The 14,451-nt window shown below is 41.1% G+C and carries 17 protein-coding genes; 15 read left to right on the top strand and 2 right to left on the bottom strand.

The window, feature by feature from the left end:
• Nucleotides 1-10 precede the first annotated feature (10 nt).
• The 13 genes from HT714_RS02285 to dnaJ all read left to right on the top strand — a co-directional run bounded on the left by HT714_RS02285 (nt 11) and on the right by dnaJ (nt 11,578).
• Nucleotides 11-1,207, top strand: coding sequence for a phosphoglycerate kinase (locus HT714_RS02285; protein ID WP_001096743.1), 1,197 nt, complete (start codon nt 11-13; stop codon nt 1,205-1,207).
• A gap of 135 nt (nt 1,208-1,342) precedes the next feature.
• Nucleotides 1,343-1,870, top strand: coding sequence for an aromatic acid exporter family protein (locus tag HT714_RS02280; RefSeq protein WP_049515975.1), 528 nt, complete (start codon nt 1,343-1,345; stop codon nt 1,868-1,870).
• Nucleotides 1,871-1,946: 76 nt separating this feature from the next.
• Nucleotides 1,947-2,303, top strand: coding sequence for a transcriptional repressor GlnR (glnR, locus tag HT714_RS02275; protein ID WP_000659548.1), 357 nt, complete (start codon nt 1,947-1,949; stop codon nt 2,301-2,303).
• Between the two features lie 36 nt (nt 2,304-2,339).
• Nucleotides 2,340-3,686: a type I glutamate--ammonia ligase gene (gene glnA / locus HT714_RS02270; protein WP_173226083.1), complete on the top strand. Its 1,347-nt coding sequence runs from the start codon at nt 2,340-2,342 to the stop codon at nt 3,684-3,686.
• Nucleotides 3,687-3,805: 119 nt separating this feature from the next.
• Nucleotides 3,806-4,126 carry a PadR family transcriptional regulator gene (locus tag HT714_RS02265; protein WP_049499830.1) on the top strand — a complete coding sequence of 107 codons (321 nt, stop codon included), beginning with the start codon at nt 3,806-3,808 and terminating at the stop codon, nt 4,124-4,126.
• Nucleotides 4,126-4,701: a DUF2812 domain-containing protein gene (locus HT714_RS09910; protein ID WP_173226085.1), complete on the top strand. Its 576-nt coding sequence runs from the start codon at nt 4,126-4,128 to the stop codon at nt 4,699-4,701. Before HT714_RS02265 ends, HT714_RS09910 begins: the two co-directional genes overlap by 1 nt.
• Before the next feature lie 34 nt (nt 4,702-4,735).
• A complete protein-coding gene (locus HT714_RS02255; protein ID WP_173226087.1) occupies nt 4,736-5,248 on the top strand; it encodes a DUF2812 domain-containing protein in 513 nt (170 codons plus the stop codon).
• A gap of 160 nt (nt 5,249-5,408) precedes the next feature.
• Nucleotides 5,409-6,443 carry a heat-inducible transcriptional repressor HrcA gene (gene hrcA, locus HT714_RS02250; RefSeq protein ID WP_173226089.1) on the top strand — a complete coding sequence of 345 codons (1,035 nt, stop codon included), beginning with the start codon at nt 5,409-5,411 and terminating at the stop codon, nt 6,441-6,443.
• Nucleotides 6,444-6,469: 26 nt separating this feature from the next.
• Nucleotides 6,470-6,994 carry a nucleotide exchange factor GrpE gene (gene grpE, locus HT714_RS02245; RefSeq protein WP_173226091.1) on the top strand — a complete coding sequence of 175 codons (525 nt, stop codon included), beginning with the start codon at nt 6,470-6,472 and terminating at the stop codon, nt 6,992-6,994.
• A 369-nt stretch (nt 6,995-7,363) separates the two neighbouring features.
• Nucleotides 7,364-9,187, top strand: a complete 1,824-nt coding sequence (gene dnaK, locus HT714_RS02240) for a molecular chaperone DnaK (protein WP_000034661.1) — start codon at nt 7,364-7,366, stop codon at nt 9,185-9,187.
• Between the two features lie 12 nt (nt 9,188-9,199).
• Nucleotides 9,200-9,553 (top strand): hypothetical protein, encoded by a 354-nt coding sequence (locus HT714_RS02235; RefSeq protein ID WP_173226092.1) that lies wholly within the window; start codon nt 9,200-9,202, stop codon nt 9,551-9,553.
• Nucleotides 9,554-9,612: 59 nt separating this feature from the next.
• The gene (locus HT714_RS02230; protein WP_173226094.1) at nt 9,613-10,245 is read left to right on the top strand and encodes a DJ-1/PfpI family protein; all 633 of its coding nucleotides are present in this window, start codon (nt 9,613-9,615) and stop codon (nt 10,243-10,245) included.
• A 196-nt stretch (nt 10,246-10,441) separates the two neighbouring features.
• Complete coding sequence (gene dnaJ, locus HT714_RS02225) at nt 10,442-11,578, top strand: molecular chaperone DnaJ (RefSeq protein WP_173226096.1); 1,137 nt, start codon at nt 10,442-10,444, stop codon at nt 11,576-11,578.
• Nucleotides 11,579-11,856: 278 nt separating this feature from the next.
• On the opposite strand, the gene HT714_RS02220 is transcribed toward dnaJ, so the two are convergent.
• Complete coding sequence (locus HT714_RS02220) at nt 11,857-12,144, bottom strand: hypothetical protein (protein WP_049532230.1); 288 nt, start codon at nt 12,142-12,144, stop codon at nt 11,857-11,859.
• A 9-nt stretch (nt 12,145-12,153) separates the two neighbouring features.
• Nucleotides 12,154-12,564, bottom strand: coding sequence for an HIT family protein (locus HT714_RS02215; RefSeq protein ID WP_173251409.1), 411 nt, complete (start codon nt 12,562-12,564; stop codon nt 12,154-12,156).
• Nucleotides 12,565-12,631: 67 nt separating this feature from the next.
• Between HT714_RS02215 and HT714_RS02210 the strand changes: the two genes are divergently transcribed.
• Together HT714_RS02210 and HT714_RS02205 are read left to right on the top strand one after the other, a co-directional pair.
• Nucleotides 12,632-13,363 (top strand): ABC transporter ATP-binding protein, encoded by a 732-nt coding sequence (locus tag HT714_RS02210; RefSeq protein WP_173251406.1) that lies wholly within the window; start codon nt 12,632-12,634, stop codon nt 13,361-13,363.
• The gene (locus HT714_RS02205) at nt 13,360-14,409 is read left to right on the top strand and encodes an ABC transporter permease (protein WP_173251404.1); all 1,050 of its coding nucleotides are present in this window, start codon (nt 13,360-13,362) and stop codon (nt 14,407-14,409) included. Before HT714_RS02210 ends, HT714_RS02205 begins: the two co-directional genes overlap by 4 nt.
• The last annotated feature ends 42 nt before the right edge of the window (nt 14,410-14,451 follow it).

Raw genomic sequence — 14,451 nt, 5'->3', positions numbered from 1 at the left:
TTTTTGTAACATGGCAAAACTTACTGTTAAAGACGTTGACTTGAAAGGTAAAAAAGTCCTCGTTCGTGTTGACTTCAACGTACCATTGAAAGATGGTGTAATCACTAACGACAACCGTATCACAGCAGCTCTTCCAACTATTAAGTACATCATCGAACAAGGTGGACGTGCAATTCTTTTCTCTCACCTTGGACGTGTGAAAGAAGAAGCTGATAAAGCTGGTAAATCACTTGCTCCTGTAGCAGCAGACTTGGCAGCAAAACTTGGTCAAGATGTTGTTTTCCCAGGTGTCACTCGTGGTGCTGAATTGGAAGCAGCAATCAACGCTCTTGAAGATGGACAAGTTCTCTTGGTTGAAAACACTCGTTACGAAGATGTTGACGGCAAAAAAGAATCTAAAAACGATCCTGAACTTGGTAAATACTGGGCATCACTTGGAGATGGTATCTTCGTAAACGATGCATTCGGTACAGCTCACCGTGCACACGCATCTAACGTTGGTATCTCAGCAAACGTTGAAAAAGCAGTTGCTGGTTTCCTTCTTGAAAACGAAATTGCCTACATCCAAGAAGCAGTTGAAACTCCAGAACGTCCATTTGTGGCTATCCTTGGTGGTTCAAAAGTTTCAGACAAGATCGGTGTTATCGAAAACTTGCTTGAAAAAGCTGATAAAGTCCTTATCGGTGGTGGTATGACTTACACATTCTACAAAGCACAAGGTATCGAAATCGGTAACTCACTTGTAGAAGAGGACAAATTGGATGTTGCGAAAGCTCTTCTTGAAAAAGCAAATGGTAAATTGATCTTGCCAGTTGACTCAAAAGAAGCAAACGCCTTTGCTGGTTACACTGAAGTACGTGACACTGAAGGTGAAGCAGTTTCTGAAGGCTTCCTTGGTCTTGACATCGGTCCAAAATCTATCGCTAAATTTGATGAAGCTTTGACTGGTGCCAAAACAGTTGTATGGAACGGACCTATGGGTGTATTTGAAAACCCAGATTTCCAAGCTGGTACAATCGGTGTGATGGATGCTATCGTGAAACAACCAGGTGTTAAATCAATCATCGGTGGTGGTGACTCAGCTGCTGCAGCGATTAACCTTGGACGTGCAGACAAGTTCTCATGGATCTCTACTGGTGGTGGAGCATCAATGGAACTTCTTGAAGGTAAAGTTCTTCCAGGACTTGCAGCCTTGACAGAAAAATAAGATTTTATAAATGAATCAAAGAAGAGAGGGATGAAGGTCCCTCTTTTCTTTTGCTTAAAATAAAAACGCTTCCTCTCAACTATTGCTCATAAAATCAGCCAATTTATGATAAAATGGAAATAGAAAGTTGAGATTATGAGTTATTTTAAAAAATATAAATTCGATAAATCCCAGTTCAAACTTGGTATGCGAACCTTTAAAACAGGTATTGCTGTTTTTCTAGTTCTCTTGATTTTTGGCTTTTTTGGTTGGAAAGGTCTTCAAATTGGTGCTTTGACAGCCGTTTTTAGCCTGAGGGAGAGTTTTGATAAGAGTGTCCATTTTGGGACTTCGCGTATTCTAGGAAATAGTATCGGTGGTCTCTATGCCCTCCTCTTCTTCCTATTAAATACCTTTTTCCACGAAGCCTTTTGGGTAACCTTAGTAGTTGTTCCAATATGCACCATGTTAACCATTATGACAAATGTAGCCATGAATAACAAAGCAGGAGTTATTGGTGGTGTAGCAGCTATGTTAATCATTACCCTATCGATTCCGAGTGGCGAAACAATTTTGTACGTATTTGCGCGTGTATCAGAAACTTTTATGGGAGTTTTTGTCGCAATTCTCGTAAATTACGATATTGATCGTATTCGGCTCATTTTAGAGAAAAAAGAAAAATAATGTTACATTTTATAACATTATCAATTGACGTTTGTCTTTTTTTAGACTATAATAGACAGAAAGAAGGAAATTGTAAATGAAGGAAAAAGAATTTCGCCGAAATATGGCTGTTTTTCCTATCGGCAGTGTTATGAAGTTGACCGATTTATCGGCGCGTCAGATTCGTTATTATGAAGATCAAGAGTTGATAAAGCCTGATCGAAACGAAGGGAACCGTCGCATGTATTCCTTGAATGACATGGATCGTCTGCTTGAAATCAAAGATTATATCTCTGAAGGTTATAATATCGCTGCTATTAAGAAAAAATATGCTGAACGTGAAGCGAAATCCAAGAAAGCGGTGAGTCAGACTGAGGTGCGTCGTGCACTTCATAATGAACTCCTCCAACAGGGTCGCTTTGCTTCAGTACGGTCACCTTTTGGTCGCGGTTAGGCAACCGCAAGTAGTTATACATTAAGGAGAAAACTCATGCCAATCACAGCTGCAGATATTCGTCGTGAAGTCAAGGAAAAAAATGTTACCTTTATTCGTCTCATGTTCTCAGATATTTTGGGAACCATGAAAAACGTCGAAATTCCTGCTACAGATGAACAGTTAGATAAAGTCTTGTCAAATAAGGCTATGTTTGATGGATCTTCTATTGAAGGTTTTGTACGTATCAATGAGTCAGATATGTACTTGTACCCTGACTTGGATACATGGACAGTCTTCCCTTGGGGAGATGAAAATGGAAGTGTTGCAGGTTTGATCTGTGATGTCTATACAACAGAAGGTGAGCCATTTGCAGGTGATCCTCGTGGCAATTTGAAGCGTGCTCTTCGTCACATGGAAGAAGTAGGATTCAAGTCCTTTAACCTTGGGCCAGAGCCAGAATTCTTCCTATTTAAGTTGGATGAAAATGGAGACCCAACACTTGAAGTGAATGACAAGGGTGGCTACTTTGATTTGGCGCCTACTGACCTTGCGGACAATACACGTCGTGAGATTGTCAATGTCTTAACCAAAATGGGATTTGAAGTAGAAGCCAGTCACCACGAGGTTGCGGTTGGACAACACGAGATTGACTTTAAGTACGATGAAGTTCTCCGTGCTTGTGATAAGATTCAAATCTTTAAACTTGTTGTTAAAACCATTGCTCGCAAACATGGTCTTTACGCAACCTTTATGGCCAAACCAAAATTTGGTATTGCTGGATCAGGTATGCACTGTAATATGTCCTTGTTTGATGAAGAAGGAAACAATGCCTTCTTTGATCCAAATGATCCAAAAGGAATGCAGTTGTCAGAAACGGCCTACCATTTCCTTGGCGGTTTGATTAAGCATGCCTACAACTATACTGCCATCATGAACCCAACAGTTAATTCATACAAACGTTTGGTTCCAGGTTATGAAGCACCGGTTTACATTGCTTGGGCTGGTCGTAACCGTTCGCCGCTTGTGCGCGTGCCTGCTTCACGTGGTATGGGGACTCGTCTTGAGTTGCGTTCAGTGGATCCAATGGCGAACCCGTACATCGCTATGGCAGTTCTGTTGGAAGTTGGTTTGCATGGTATTGAAAATAAAATCGAAGCACCAGCTCCTATCGAAGAAAATATCTACATCATGACAGCAGAAGAGCGCAAGGAAGCTGGTATTACAGACCTTCCATCAACCCTTCACAACGCTTTGAAAGCTCTGAATGAAGATGAAGTTGTCAGAGCGGCTCTCGGAGAACATATTTATACTAGTTTCCTCGAAGCTAAACGAATCGAATGGGCAAGTTATGCAACCTTCGTTTCACAATGGGAAATTGATAACTATTTAGACCTTTACTAATACTAATATAGAAGAAAGATTGCCTGAGGGCGGTCTTTTTTCTTGCGTTTTATATCGAGGTGTGATATATTTTATATAACGAAGTGCGATATATCGAATTGAATAGGAGGTGAATGCAAATGGAATTAACGGATAAGATTCGTCGAGTTTATCTTCCGATGACGGAAACGGGTTTTTATATCTTGTTCTGTCTGCAAAAGGAAGGTCATGGTTATAGTATTACGCAAAAGGTCAAGGAGATGACAGATTCGCAAATCTTGATTAGTCCTGGAACTATGTATGGAACCTTGTCAAAAATGGAAAAGGATGGTTTGATTTCCTTTGTCCGAGAAGAGGAAAAACGGAAAATTTATCAGATAACAGATTTGGGACAAAAAGTCTTAGATATTGAATTGAATCGTATTGAACGGCTATATAGAAACAGTCGGGAGGAAGTATGATGGAAAAGAAAATTGTTTATCGAATTTTTACAATTGCGGATTATGAGAGGGAGGCTCTATACTTTAGAGAAATGCATGCTAAGGGCTGGAAACTTAGAAAAGTAAGCTATTCTATCTTATTGTTTGCAGTTAAGTATACCTTTGAAAAGTGTCACCCTGAGCAAGTGTCTTATCAGTTGGATTTTTACCCAATGGAAAAATCAGAGAGAGCCTCCTATTTACAACTATTTAAAGACTGTGGCTGGGAGCATATTACAGACTTTAATGGGTTTTCCTACTTTAGAAAGCTTCATTCTGGAATTGAATCGGATACTGAGTTTGAAATCTATAATGACGCTGCTGGGAAATTAGCTATGGTTAAACGGATTTTAACGAGGCGGATGCTTCCTATTTTGCTTCTCTTTTTAGCTCTACTACCGGTTTTCTCAAAGTTTGTCAGTGGAGGTAGTTCTTTCAGTTGGGTAGTGTTTTTGATTTTCATAATAGATTGGGTTTTATTGATAGTTTTTGCGATTCAGATTTCTTATATTTTTTGGAGCTTGTTTCAAAAATGGAAAGAATTATCTGACAAATAAAACTATGTATGTTTTCTGATATGGAGGTAAGGTAATGAATAGCAAAGTACAATTTCGGATTTTCACCATTGTTGATTTGGACAAGGAAGAAGAGTATTTACATGAGATGCATTTGAAAGGTTGGAGGTATAGAACGAGTCGTTTTGGTTTGTTCTATTTTGACCAATGTCAACCAGAAGATATCATCTACCGTATCTATGATTCTAGATTTCTTAAAAAATATAAGCATGAACTGCAAGATTTTAGAAATAGAGGTTGGGAATTGATAGAAGCAGGTTCTTGTTCGATTCTTCGTAAATCGTCTTCTGATTTACTTCCAGAGGATCAAGTCTATATGAGTAAGGGACTCAGGTGGGAATTTATGCGATCTAGACTTCGTTCCTGTACAGCTACTTTCTCGGGTGGTCTTGTTGTTTGTATGAGTTTATTTAAAGAAGAGCTTTCTATGTCTTTCTTTATTATTTTTCTTTTGTATGCTTTTCTGATTTTTTATCTAATCTATGGTTATTTCAGACTTAAAAGGAAATACCAAGTAGATAAACAGTAAGGTTCTAGGTCTTTAGACTGATTTTTAGCACTCTTGGTAAAAGAGTGCTAATTTTTTGAGTTTTTATCTTGACATTCTCTTTTAAGGGTGTATAATAGAATCATAAGTTAGCACTTGAGTGTATCGAGTGCTAATTGATCAGACAGAGAGGAGTGGTGAGATGGTTACAGAGCGTCAGCAGGATATTTTAAATCTGATTATTGACATCTTTACCAAAACGCACGAACCTGTCGGATCCAAAGCCTTGCAAGAGTCTATTAACTCTAGCAGTGCAACCATTCGTAATGACATGGCGGCTTTAGAAAAGCAAGGGTTGCTTGAGAAGGCTCATACATCAAGTGGTCGGATGCCGAGTGTTGCTGGTTTTCAGTACTATGTGAAACATTCACTGGATTTTGACCGACTGGCTGAAAATGAGGTATATGAGATTGTCAAAGCCTTTGATCAGGAATTCTTCAAATTGGAGGATATTCTGCAAGAGGCTGCTAATCTACTGACAGACCTGAGTGGCTGTACGGTAGTAGCACTGGATGTTGAGCCGAGCAAGCAACGGTTGACAGCCTTTGATATCGTTGTTTTGGGGCAGCATACAGCCTTGGCAGTATTCACCCTAGACGAGTCTCGAACGGTTACCAGTCAGTTTCTGATTCCAAGGAACTTTTTGCAGGATGACTTGCTGAAGCTGAAGAGCATTATTCAGGAGCGTTTCCTCGGCCACACCGTTCTAGATATTCACTACAAGATTCGGACGGAGATTCCGCAGATTATCCAGCGTTACTTTACAACAACGGACAATGTTATCGATCTCTTTGAGCATATCTTTAAGGAAATGTTCAACGAAAACATTGTGGTGGCGGGTAAGGTCAATCTCTTGAATTTTGCCAATCTGGCAGCTTATCAGTTCTTTGACCAACCGCAAAAGGTGGCTCTGGAGATTCGTGAGGGGTTGCGTGAAGATCAGATGCAAAACGTCCGTGTTGCGGACAGTCAAGAATCTTGTTTAGCAGATCTAGCGGTGATTAGTAGTAAGTTCCTCATTCCTTATCGGGGAGTTGGAATTCTAGCAATTATTGGTCCTGTTAATCTGGATTACCAACAGCTAATCAACCAAGTCAATGTGGTCAACCGTGTTTTGACCATGAAGTTGACAGATTTTTACCGCTACCTCAGTAGTAATCATTACGAAGTACATTAAGATTGAAATCATTAAAGGAGGCGAAAATGGCCCAAGATAAAAAAAATGAAGAAGTAGAAGAAGTCCAAGAAGAGGAAGTTGTGGAAACGGTAGAAGAAACAACTCCTGAGAAGTCTGAATTGGACTTGGCAAATGAACGTGCGGATGAGTTTGAAAATAAATACCTTCGCGCTCATGCAGAAATGCAAAATATCCAACGTCGTGCCAATGAAGAGCGTCAAAACTTGCAACGTTATCGTAGCCAGGACTTGGCAAAAGCAATTCTCCCTTCTTTGGATAACCTAGAGCGTGCACTCGCGGTTGAAGGTTTGACAGACGATGTCAAAAAAGGATTGGAAATGGTGCAAGAAAGCTTGATTCACGCTTTGAAAGAAGAAGGAATCGAAGAAATCGCAGCTGACGGTGAATTTGACCATAACTATCATATGGCCATCCAAACTCTCCCAGCAGACGATGAACACCCAGCAGATACTATCGCCCAAGTTTTCCAAAAAGGCTACAAACTCCATGACCGCATCCTACGCCCAGCAATGGTAGTTGTTTACAACTAGGCAATTCTGACGGTAGCTAAAGCAACTCGTCAGAAAACGGCAATCGCTATGGCGCTTGCCTAGCCTCCTTACTAACTCGTCGTCGAAATAAAATCGATTTCGACTCCTCGTGTCGCAATTTACATAATAGAAAACTTGTCCGAAACGACACTAAACTATGAAGAAAGATAAAAAAGTAGTTCAGCTTTGCAATAGTGAGCGAAGCGAACCAAAGACGATACTCTTCGCCGTGGCGCTATTTGCGTAAACTTTGAGACCTTAGGTTCAAAGTTTAGTCAAAGAGATTGACGAAGTCAAGCTCTAACGGCACCGCCACTTAAGAAGAGTATCAAAAAGAAAAAAAGAAGATAAATTTAAGGAGAAAAACACATGTCTAAAATTATCGGTATTGACTTAGGTACAACAAACTCAGCAGTTGCAGTTCTTGAAGGAACTGAAAGCAAAATCATCGCAAACCCAGAAGGAAACCGCACAACTCCATCTGTAGTATCATTCAAAAACGGCGAAATCATCGTTGGTGATGCTGCAAAACGCCAAGCAGTCACAAACCCAGATACAGTCATCTCTATCAAATCTAAAATGGGAACTTCTGAAAAAGTTTCTGCTAACGGAAAAGAATACACTCCACAAGAAATCTCAGCAATGATTCTTCAATATTTGAAAGGCTACGCTGAAGATTACCTTGGTGAAAAAGTAACTAAAGCAGTTATCACAGTTCCAGCTTACTTCAACGACGCTCAACGTCAAGCAACAAAAGACGCTGGTAAAATCGCTGGTCTTGAAGTAGAACGTATTGTCAACGAACCAACAGCAGCAGCTCTTGCTTACGGTTTGGACAAGACTGACAAAGAAGAAAAAATCTTGGTATTCGACCTTGGTGGTGGTACATTCGACGTATCTATCCTTGAATTGGGTGACGGTGTCTTCGACGTATTGTCAACTGCAGGGGACAACAAACTTGGTGGTGACGACTTTGACCAAAAAATCATTGACCACTTAGTAGCAGAATTCAAGAAAGAAAACGGTATTGACTTGTCTACTGATAAGATGGCAATGCAACGTTTGAAAGATGCAGCTGAAAAAGCGAAGAAAGACCTTTCTGGTGTAACTTCAACTCAAATCAGCTTGCCATTTATCACTGCTGGTGAAGCTGGACCTCTTCACTTGGAAATGACTTTGACTCGTGCTAAATTTGACGATTTGACTCGTGACCTTGTAGAACGTACAAAAGTTCCAGTTCGTCAAGCCCTTTCAGATGCAGGTTTGAGCTTGTCAGAAATCGACGAAGTTATCCTTGTTGGTGGTTCAACTCGTATCCCAGCCGTTGTCGAAGCAGTTAAGGCTGAAACTGGTAAAGAACCAAACAAATCAGTAAACCCTGACGAAGTAGTTGCTATGGGTGCTGCCATCCAAGGTGGTGTCATCACTGGTGATGTCAAAGACGTTGTCCTTCTTGACGTAACACCATTGTCACTTGGTATCGAAACAATGGGTGGTGTATTCACAAAACTCATCGACCGCAACACTACTATTCCAACATCTAAATCACAAGTCTTCTCAACTGCTGCAGACAACCAACCAGCCGTCGATATCCACGTTCTTCAAGGTGAACGCCCAATGGCAGCAGATAACAAGACTCTTGGACGCTTCCAATTGACAGATATCCCAGCTGCACCTCGTGGAATTCCTCAAATCGAAGTAACATTTGATATCGACAAGAACGGTATCGTGTCTGTTAAGGCTAAAGATCTTGGAACTCAAAAAGAACAAACTATTGTGATCCAATCTAACTCAGGTTTGACTGACGAAGAAATCGACCGCATGATGAAAGATGCAGAAGCTAACGCTGAAGCAGATAAGAAACGTAAAGAAGAAGTAGACCTTCGTAACGAAGTAGACCAAGCGATCTTTGCGACTGAAAAGACAATCAAGGAAACTGAAGGCAAAGGCTTCGACGCAGAACGTGACGCTGCCCAAGCTGCCCTTGATGACCTTAAGAAAGCGCAAGAAGACAACAACTTGGACGACATGAAAGCAAAACTTGAAGCATTGAACGAAAAAGCTCAAGGACTTGCTGTTAAACTTTACGAACAAGCCGCCGCAGCCCAACAAGCTCAAGCAGGAGCAGAAGGTGCACAAGCAACAGGAAACGCAGGCGATGACGTCGTAGACGGAGAGTTTACTGAAAAGTAAGGGGCTAGTGTTATGAGTGTTAATAAAAATAATCTTTCTGACATTGCAGATTATCATGAAAAGATAAAGTTTTTTGAAGAATTATTTAATTTGCATTGTAATTCAACAGAAATGATGGTAACTGTGGAAAGAAATGGAAATGTCATTTATAAAGAATTTACAGAAGTAGCTGTTGGTAAGAGTAAATATGACTACACTTCTGTGTTTAAAGATGTTATGATTGACTTTTCAGATCATATACGTCAGGAGTTAGATCTATATAAAACACAAGACCCACACTATAATAAATTTGAATTTGATTTGGCTAAAAGGTCTTTGAAGATTACTACTAGAGATAATACAATAATTTTTATTTCAAAGGAATAGTCTAACCACAGAGGTTGCAACCCAGCCTCTGTTTTTCGGTAAAATAGAGGATGTTGCGTATGAAAAAAGTACTTTGTATCATTTATCCTAATTTTTCTCTTTATGAGATAGCCTCTTTAACAAGTACTTTAGCTCTGTCTTTTGATATCACGATTGATTATGTCGCTTCTGAGAATTCGATGGTGGTCTCTGAGGATGGTTTGTCCTGTCAACCGACGAAAATATTGGGTCAGATCCGTATAGAAGATTATTCTTGTGTGATTTTGCCAGGAATGGTAAATATAGGTTCTGCTCTACAAGATGAGAAATTGATCTCGTTTTTGAGAAGGCTTAATGAGCAAGATATCCTAATTGCAGCTATTTCTTCAGCGCCCCTTTTATTGGCGAAAGCAGGTTTGTTGAACGACACGAAATTTACAGGTGGAATTTGGCAAAACTTCTTTGACTATTTTGAATTTCTTCCACGTGAGAATTTCCAACCGAAAGTTCTTGTCCAAGATAAACAAATCATTACGGCTATCGGTTTTGCACATCAAGAGTTTGCAAGAAAAGTGATTTTCGGTTTAGGGTTGGCAGAGAATGCTGACAACTATTTTAAAGAACAGAACGAATATTCAGAAGAGGATTTGATATTTACTCTATCAGATGAAGAGTTTAATCAAGTGAAGCAGAGTATAGAAAACAGCCTCTAAAGATTTACATGAAAATTATAGAAAGGAACAAAGGTGTTCGTAACTGAACACGGGTTCCCAAATTTCTTACTCAATATAAAAGAAAGGAATTGAATCCGACCTAAATTCTCGGAAAAAAGATAAATCTGTCTAGGAGCATCGCTCCAGCGTCAGATTTCCTATTTTTCAGTCGAATTTTACGGTCTTGGTATCTTGTATGAACAATACTGAATTTTATGATCGTCTGGGGGTGTCCAAAAACGCTTCGGCAGACGAGATCAAAAAGGCTTATCGTAAGCTTTCGAAAAAATATCACCCAGATATCAACAAGGAGCCTGGTGCTGAGGAAAAGTACAAGGAAGTTCAGGAAGCCTATGAGACTTTGAGTGACGACCAAAAACGGGCTGCCTATGACCAATACGGTGCTGCTGGAGCCAACGGTGGTTTTGGTGGAGCTGGTGGTTTCGGCGGTTTCGATGGGGCAGGTGGCTTCGGTGGTTTTGAGGACATCTTCTCAAGTTTCTTCGGCGGAGGCGGTGCTTCGCGCAATCCAAATGCTCCTCGTCAAGGGGATGACCTCCAATACCGTGTGAATTTGACCTTTGAAGAAGCTATTTTTGGAGCTGAAAAAGAAGTCAAATATAACCGTGAAGCAAGCTGTCGTACATGTAATGGCTCAGGTGCTAAGCTAGGAACCAGTCCAGTCACTTGTGGACGCTGTCATGGCGCTGGTGTCATTAACGTCGATACGCAGACTCCGCTTGGTATGATGCGTCGCCAAGTAACCTGTGATGTCTGTCACGGTCGCGGAAAAGAAATCAAAGATCCATGTACAACATGTCATGGAACAGGGCATGAAAAACAAGCTCATAGCGTACATGTGAAAATCCCTGCTGGTGTGGAAACTGGTCAACAAATTCGCCTAGCAGGCCAAGGTGAAGCAGGCTTTAACGGTGGACCTTATGGTGACTTGTATGTAGTGGTTTCTGTGGAAGCCAGCGACAAGTTTGAACGTGAAGGAACTACTATCTTCTATAATCTCAACCTCAACTTTGTCCAAGCGGCTCTTGGTGATACAGTGGATATCCCAACGGTTCACGGTGATGTTGAATTGGTTATCCCAGAGGGAACTCAGACTGGTAAGAAATTCCGCCTACGTGGCAAGGGAGCTCCTAGCCTTCGTGGTGGTGCAGTTGGTGACCAATACGTTACTGTTAATGTCGTAACACCGACAGGCTTGAACGACCGCCAAAAAGCAGCGCTTAAAGAATTCGCAGCTGCAGGTGATTTAAAAGTCAATCCAAAGAAAAAGGGCTTCTTTGACCATATTAAAGATGCCTTTGAAGGAGAATAAAGCAAAAAGAGCCGAGTGGCTCTTTTTGCTTGTAGATTTTTAAGACTTTCCTTAAGTGATGACGGACGGTAGCGACCTTCTTCGAAGTTCCATACCTAAACTTTGAGCCTAGGTCTCAAAGTTTCCGGACACCTGAAACTAAGCTGTTTCAGGTATTTTCATTACGGCGGAAAGACTTCGATTTAGTTATGAAATGGTGAATGAGTTGCCTAAATTATGATGTATAGTTGATGGGATATAACTTGTTTACGTTTTAAAAAAGAGCCGTCGGGCTCTTTTTACTTATCTTCCAGTTCCTGTGTTTCTTTGATCACAGCTAGTCTAGTCTGGATATCTTTTTCCAAGATCTTAAACTTGTAAGTCAGGTCTTCTTGGTATTCCTTGATGAGTTCTTTTTGCTGGTCAATGATTTGCAGGCTGTTTTGGATAATATCCACATCGTCCTTGATAGCTTGAACGCGGTCAGTGGTATTCAAGACTTCATCTGTGATGGTTTGACGATTTTTTGTGACCAGATAACTTCCAGCTGCAGCTCCTGCAAATAGCAGTAGATTGGATAATTTCATGGCAACTCCTTAGGCGTTTTTGATAGTTTCAGCGACTTGAGCGAGTTTGTCAAAGTCTGGTTCGTGGGCGATAAAATCAATCTTGAGGTCATCGTCCGAACTGTAGCGAGGCACGAGGTGAACGTGGGTATGAAAGACTGTTTGACCAGCGACTTCTTCACAGTTGGCAATGATATTCATACCAGCAGCTTTGGTAGCTTTCATGACTTTTTGAGCCACTTTTGGCACTTGGGCAAAGAGTTGGCTGGCGCTAGTAGCGTCCATTTCCAAAAGATTGCGATAGTGTTCTTTGGGAACGACCAAGGTATGTCCTGGTGTCACTTGAGAGATATCAAGAAAGGCAAGAACCTGCTCATCTTCATATACTTTTGAAGCAGGGATTTCCCCTGCGATGATTTTACAAAAAATGCAATCTGACATAAAATCTACCTCTACTGTATTGAATTTTGATATAATATAGCTACATTATACCAGATTTGGAGAAAATATGTTAGAAATTAAAAACCTGACAGGTGGCTATGTCCATGTCCCTGTCTTGAAAGATGTGTCCTTTACCGCTGAAAGTGGACAGTTGGTCGGTTTGATTGGTCTCAATGGTGCTGGTAAATCGACGACAATCAATGAGATTATCGGTCTGTTGACACCTTATAGTGGTTCTATCAATATCAATGGCTTGACCCTGCAAGAAGATGCAACGAGCTACCGCAAGCAAATTGGCTACATTCCTGAGACGCCTAGTCTGTATGAGGAATTGACTCTCAGAGAGCATATCGAAACGGTTGCCATGGCTTATGGTATTGAGCAGAAAGTGGCTTTTGAGCGAGTAGAGCCCTTGTTAAAAATGTTCCGTCTGGACCAGAAATTAGACTGGTTTCCTGTTCATTTTTCAAAAGGGATGAAGCAAAAGGTCATGATTATTTGTGCTTTTGTGGTGGATCCGAGTCTTTTTATCGTGGATGAGCCTTTCCTTGGTCTTGATCCGCTGGCTATTGCGGACTTGATTCAGCTTTTGGAAGTGGAAAAGCAAAAAGGCAAGTCTATTCTCATGAGTACCCACGTGCTGGATTCGGCTGAGAAGATGTGTGATGCCTTTGTTATTCTTCACAAGGGAGAGGTGCGTGCCAAGGGAAATCTCCTGCAACTGCGCGAAGCCTTTAACATGCCTGAGGCTAGTTTGAATGATATTTACTTGGCTCTGACCAAAGAGGAGGAGCTATGAAAGACTTGTTTTTAAAGAGAAAGCAGGCTTTTCGTAAGGAGTGTGTCGGTTATCTGCGCTATGTTCTCAATGACCACTTTGTCTTGTTCCTGCTTGTCTTGCTAGGTTTTTTAGCCTACCAGTACAGTCAACTCTTGCAAGATTTTCCTGAAAATCGTTGGCCTATCCTTCTGTTTGTAGGAATTACGTCTGTTTTACTTTTGCTTTGGGGAGGAATTGCCACCTATATGGAGGCTCCAGACAAGCTCTTTCTCTTAGTCGGAGAAGAGGAAATCAAACTCCATCTTAAGCGTCAAACCGGCATTTCCCTAGTTTTTTGGCTCTTTGTCCAGACCCTTTTCTTGCTTTTATTTGCGCCCCTATTTTTGGCGATGGGTTACGGCTTGCCACTTTTTCTGGTCTATGTGCTTTTATTGGGGGTAGGAAAATATTTCCTCTTTCGTCAAAAGGCCAGCAAATTTTTCACTGAAACTGGACTGGACTGGGACTATGTCATTTCTCAAGAAAGCAAGCGTAAGCAAGTTTTGCTTCGTTTCTTTGCACTCTTTACGCAGGTCAAGGGAATTTCAAACAGTGTCAAGCGTCGTGCCTATCTGGACTTTATCCTAAAGGCTGTTCAGAAGGTGCCTGGGAAGATTTGGCAAAATCTCTATCTGCGTTCTTATCTGCGAAATGGAGACCTCTTTGCGCTCAGTCTCCGTCTGCTCCTACTTTCCTTGCTGGCGCAAGTCTTTATCGAGCAAGCTTGGATTGCGACAGCAGTGGTAGTTCTCTTTAACTACCTCTTGCTCTTCCAGTTACTGGCCCTCTATCATGCCTTTGACTACCAGTATTTGACCCAACTTTTTCCACTGGACAAGGGGCAAAAAGAAAAAGGCTTGCAGGCTGTAGTCCGAGGGTTGACCAGTTTTGTTTTACTGGTGGAATTAGTTGTCGGGTTGATTACCTTCCAAGAAAAACTGGCCCTTCTAGCCTTACTGGGAGCTGGTTTGGTTTTACTAGTCTTGTATTTGCCTTATCAGGTAAAACGTCAGATGCAGGACTAACATTGCCTATATGACACTAAAAAAGAAGTTGAGTTCAGTCTG

The sequence above is a fragment of the Streptococcus sp. 3705 genome (genome assembly GCF_013277145.1).
GTDB lineage: Bacteria > Bacillota > Bacilli > Lactobacillales > Streptococcaceae > Streptococcus.
Note: the sequence above shows the minus strand (reverse complement) of the source record. Positions and strands in the feature narration are given on the sequence as shown.

Coding starts and splice junctions, on each gene's coding strand:
- HT714_RS02285 (WP_001096743.1), top strand. CDS start 11: ATGGCAAAACTTACTGTTAAAGACGTTGACTTGAAAGGTAAAAAAGTC.
- HT714_RS02280 (WP_049515975.1), top strand. CDS start 1,343: ATGAGTTATTTTAAAAAATATAAATTCGATAAATCCCAGTTCAAACTT.
- glnR (WP_000659548.1), top strand. CDS start 1,947: ATGAAGGAAAAAGAATTTCGCCGAAATATGGCTGTTTTTCCTATCGGC.
- glnA (WP_173226083.1), top strand. CDS start 2,340: ATGCCAATCACAGCTGCAGATATTCGTCGTGAAGTCAAGGAAAAAAAT.
- HT714_RS02265 (WP_049499830.1), top strand. CDS start 3,806: ATGGAATTAACGGATAAGATTCGTCGAGTTTATCTTCCGATGACGGAA.
- HT714_RS09910 (WP_173226085.1), top strand. CDS start 4,126: ATGGAAAAGAAAATTGTTTATCGAATTTTTACAATTGCGGATTATGAG.
- HT714_RS02255 (WP_173226087.1), top strand. CDS start 4,736: ATGAATAGCAAAGTACAATTTCGGATTTTCACCATTGTTGATTTGGAC.
- hrcA (WP_173226089.1), top strand. CDS start 5,409: ATGGTTACAGAGCGTCAGCAGGATATTTTAAATCTGATTATTGACATC.
- grpE (WP_173226091.1), top strand. CDS start 6,470: ATGGCCCAAGATAAAAAAAATGAAGAAGTAGAAGAAGTCCAAGAAGAG.
- dnaK (WP_000034661.1), top strand. CDS start 7,364: ATGTCTAAAATTATCGGTATTGACTTAGGTACAACAAACTCAGCAGTT.
- HT714_RS02235 (WP_173226092.1), top strand. CDS start 9,200: ATGAGTGTTAATAAAAATAATCTTTCTGACATTGCAGATTATCATGAA.
- HT714_RS02230 (WP_173226094.1), top strand. CDS start 9,613: ATGAAAAAAGTACTTTGTATCATTTATCCTAATTTTTCTCTTTATGAG.
- dnaJ (WP_173226096.1), top strand. CDS start 10,442: ATGAACAATACTGAATTTTATGATCGTCTGGGGGTGTCCAAAAACGCT.
- HT714_RS02220 (WP_049532230.1), bottom strand. CDS start 12,144: ATGAAATTATCCAATCTACTGCTATTTGCAGGAGCTGCAGCTGGAAGT.
- HT714_RS02215 (WP_173251409.1), bottom strand. CDS start 12,564: ATGTCAGATTGCATTTTTTGTAAAATCATCGCAGGGGAAATCCCTGCT.
- HT714_RS02210 (WP_173251406.1), top strand. CDS start 12,632: ATGTTAGAAATTAAAAACCTGACAGGTGGCTATGTCCATGTCCCTGTC.
- HT714_RS02205 (WP_173251404.1), top strand. CDS start 13,360: ATGAAAGACTTGTTTTTAAAGAGAAAGCAGGCTTTTCGTAAGGAGTGT.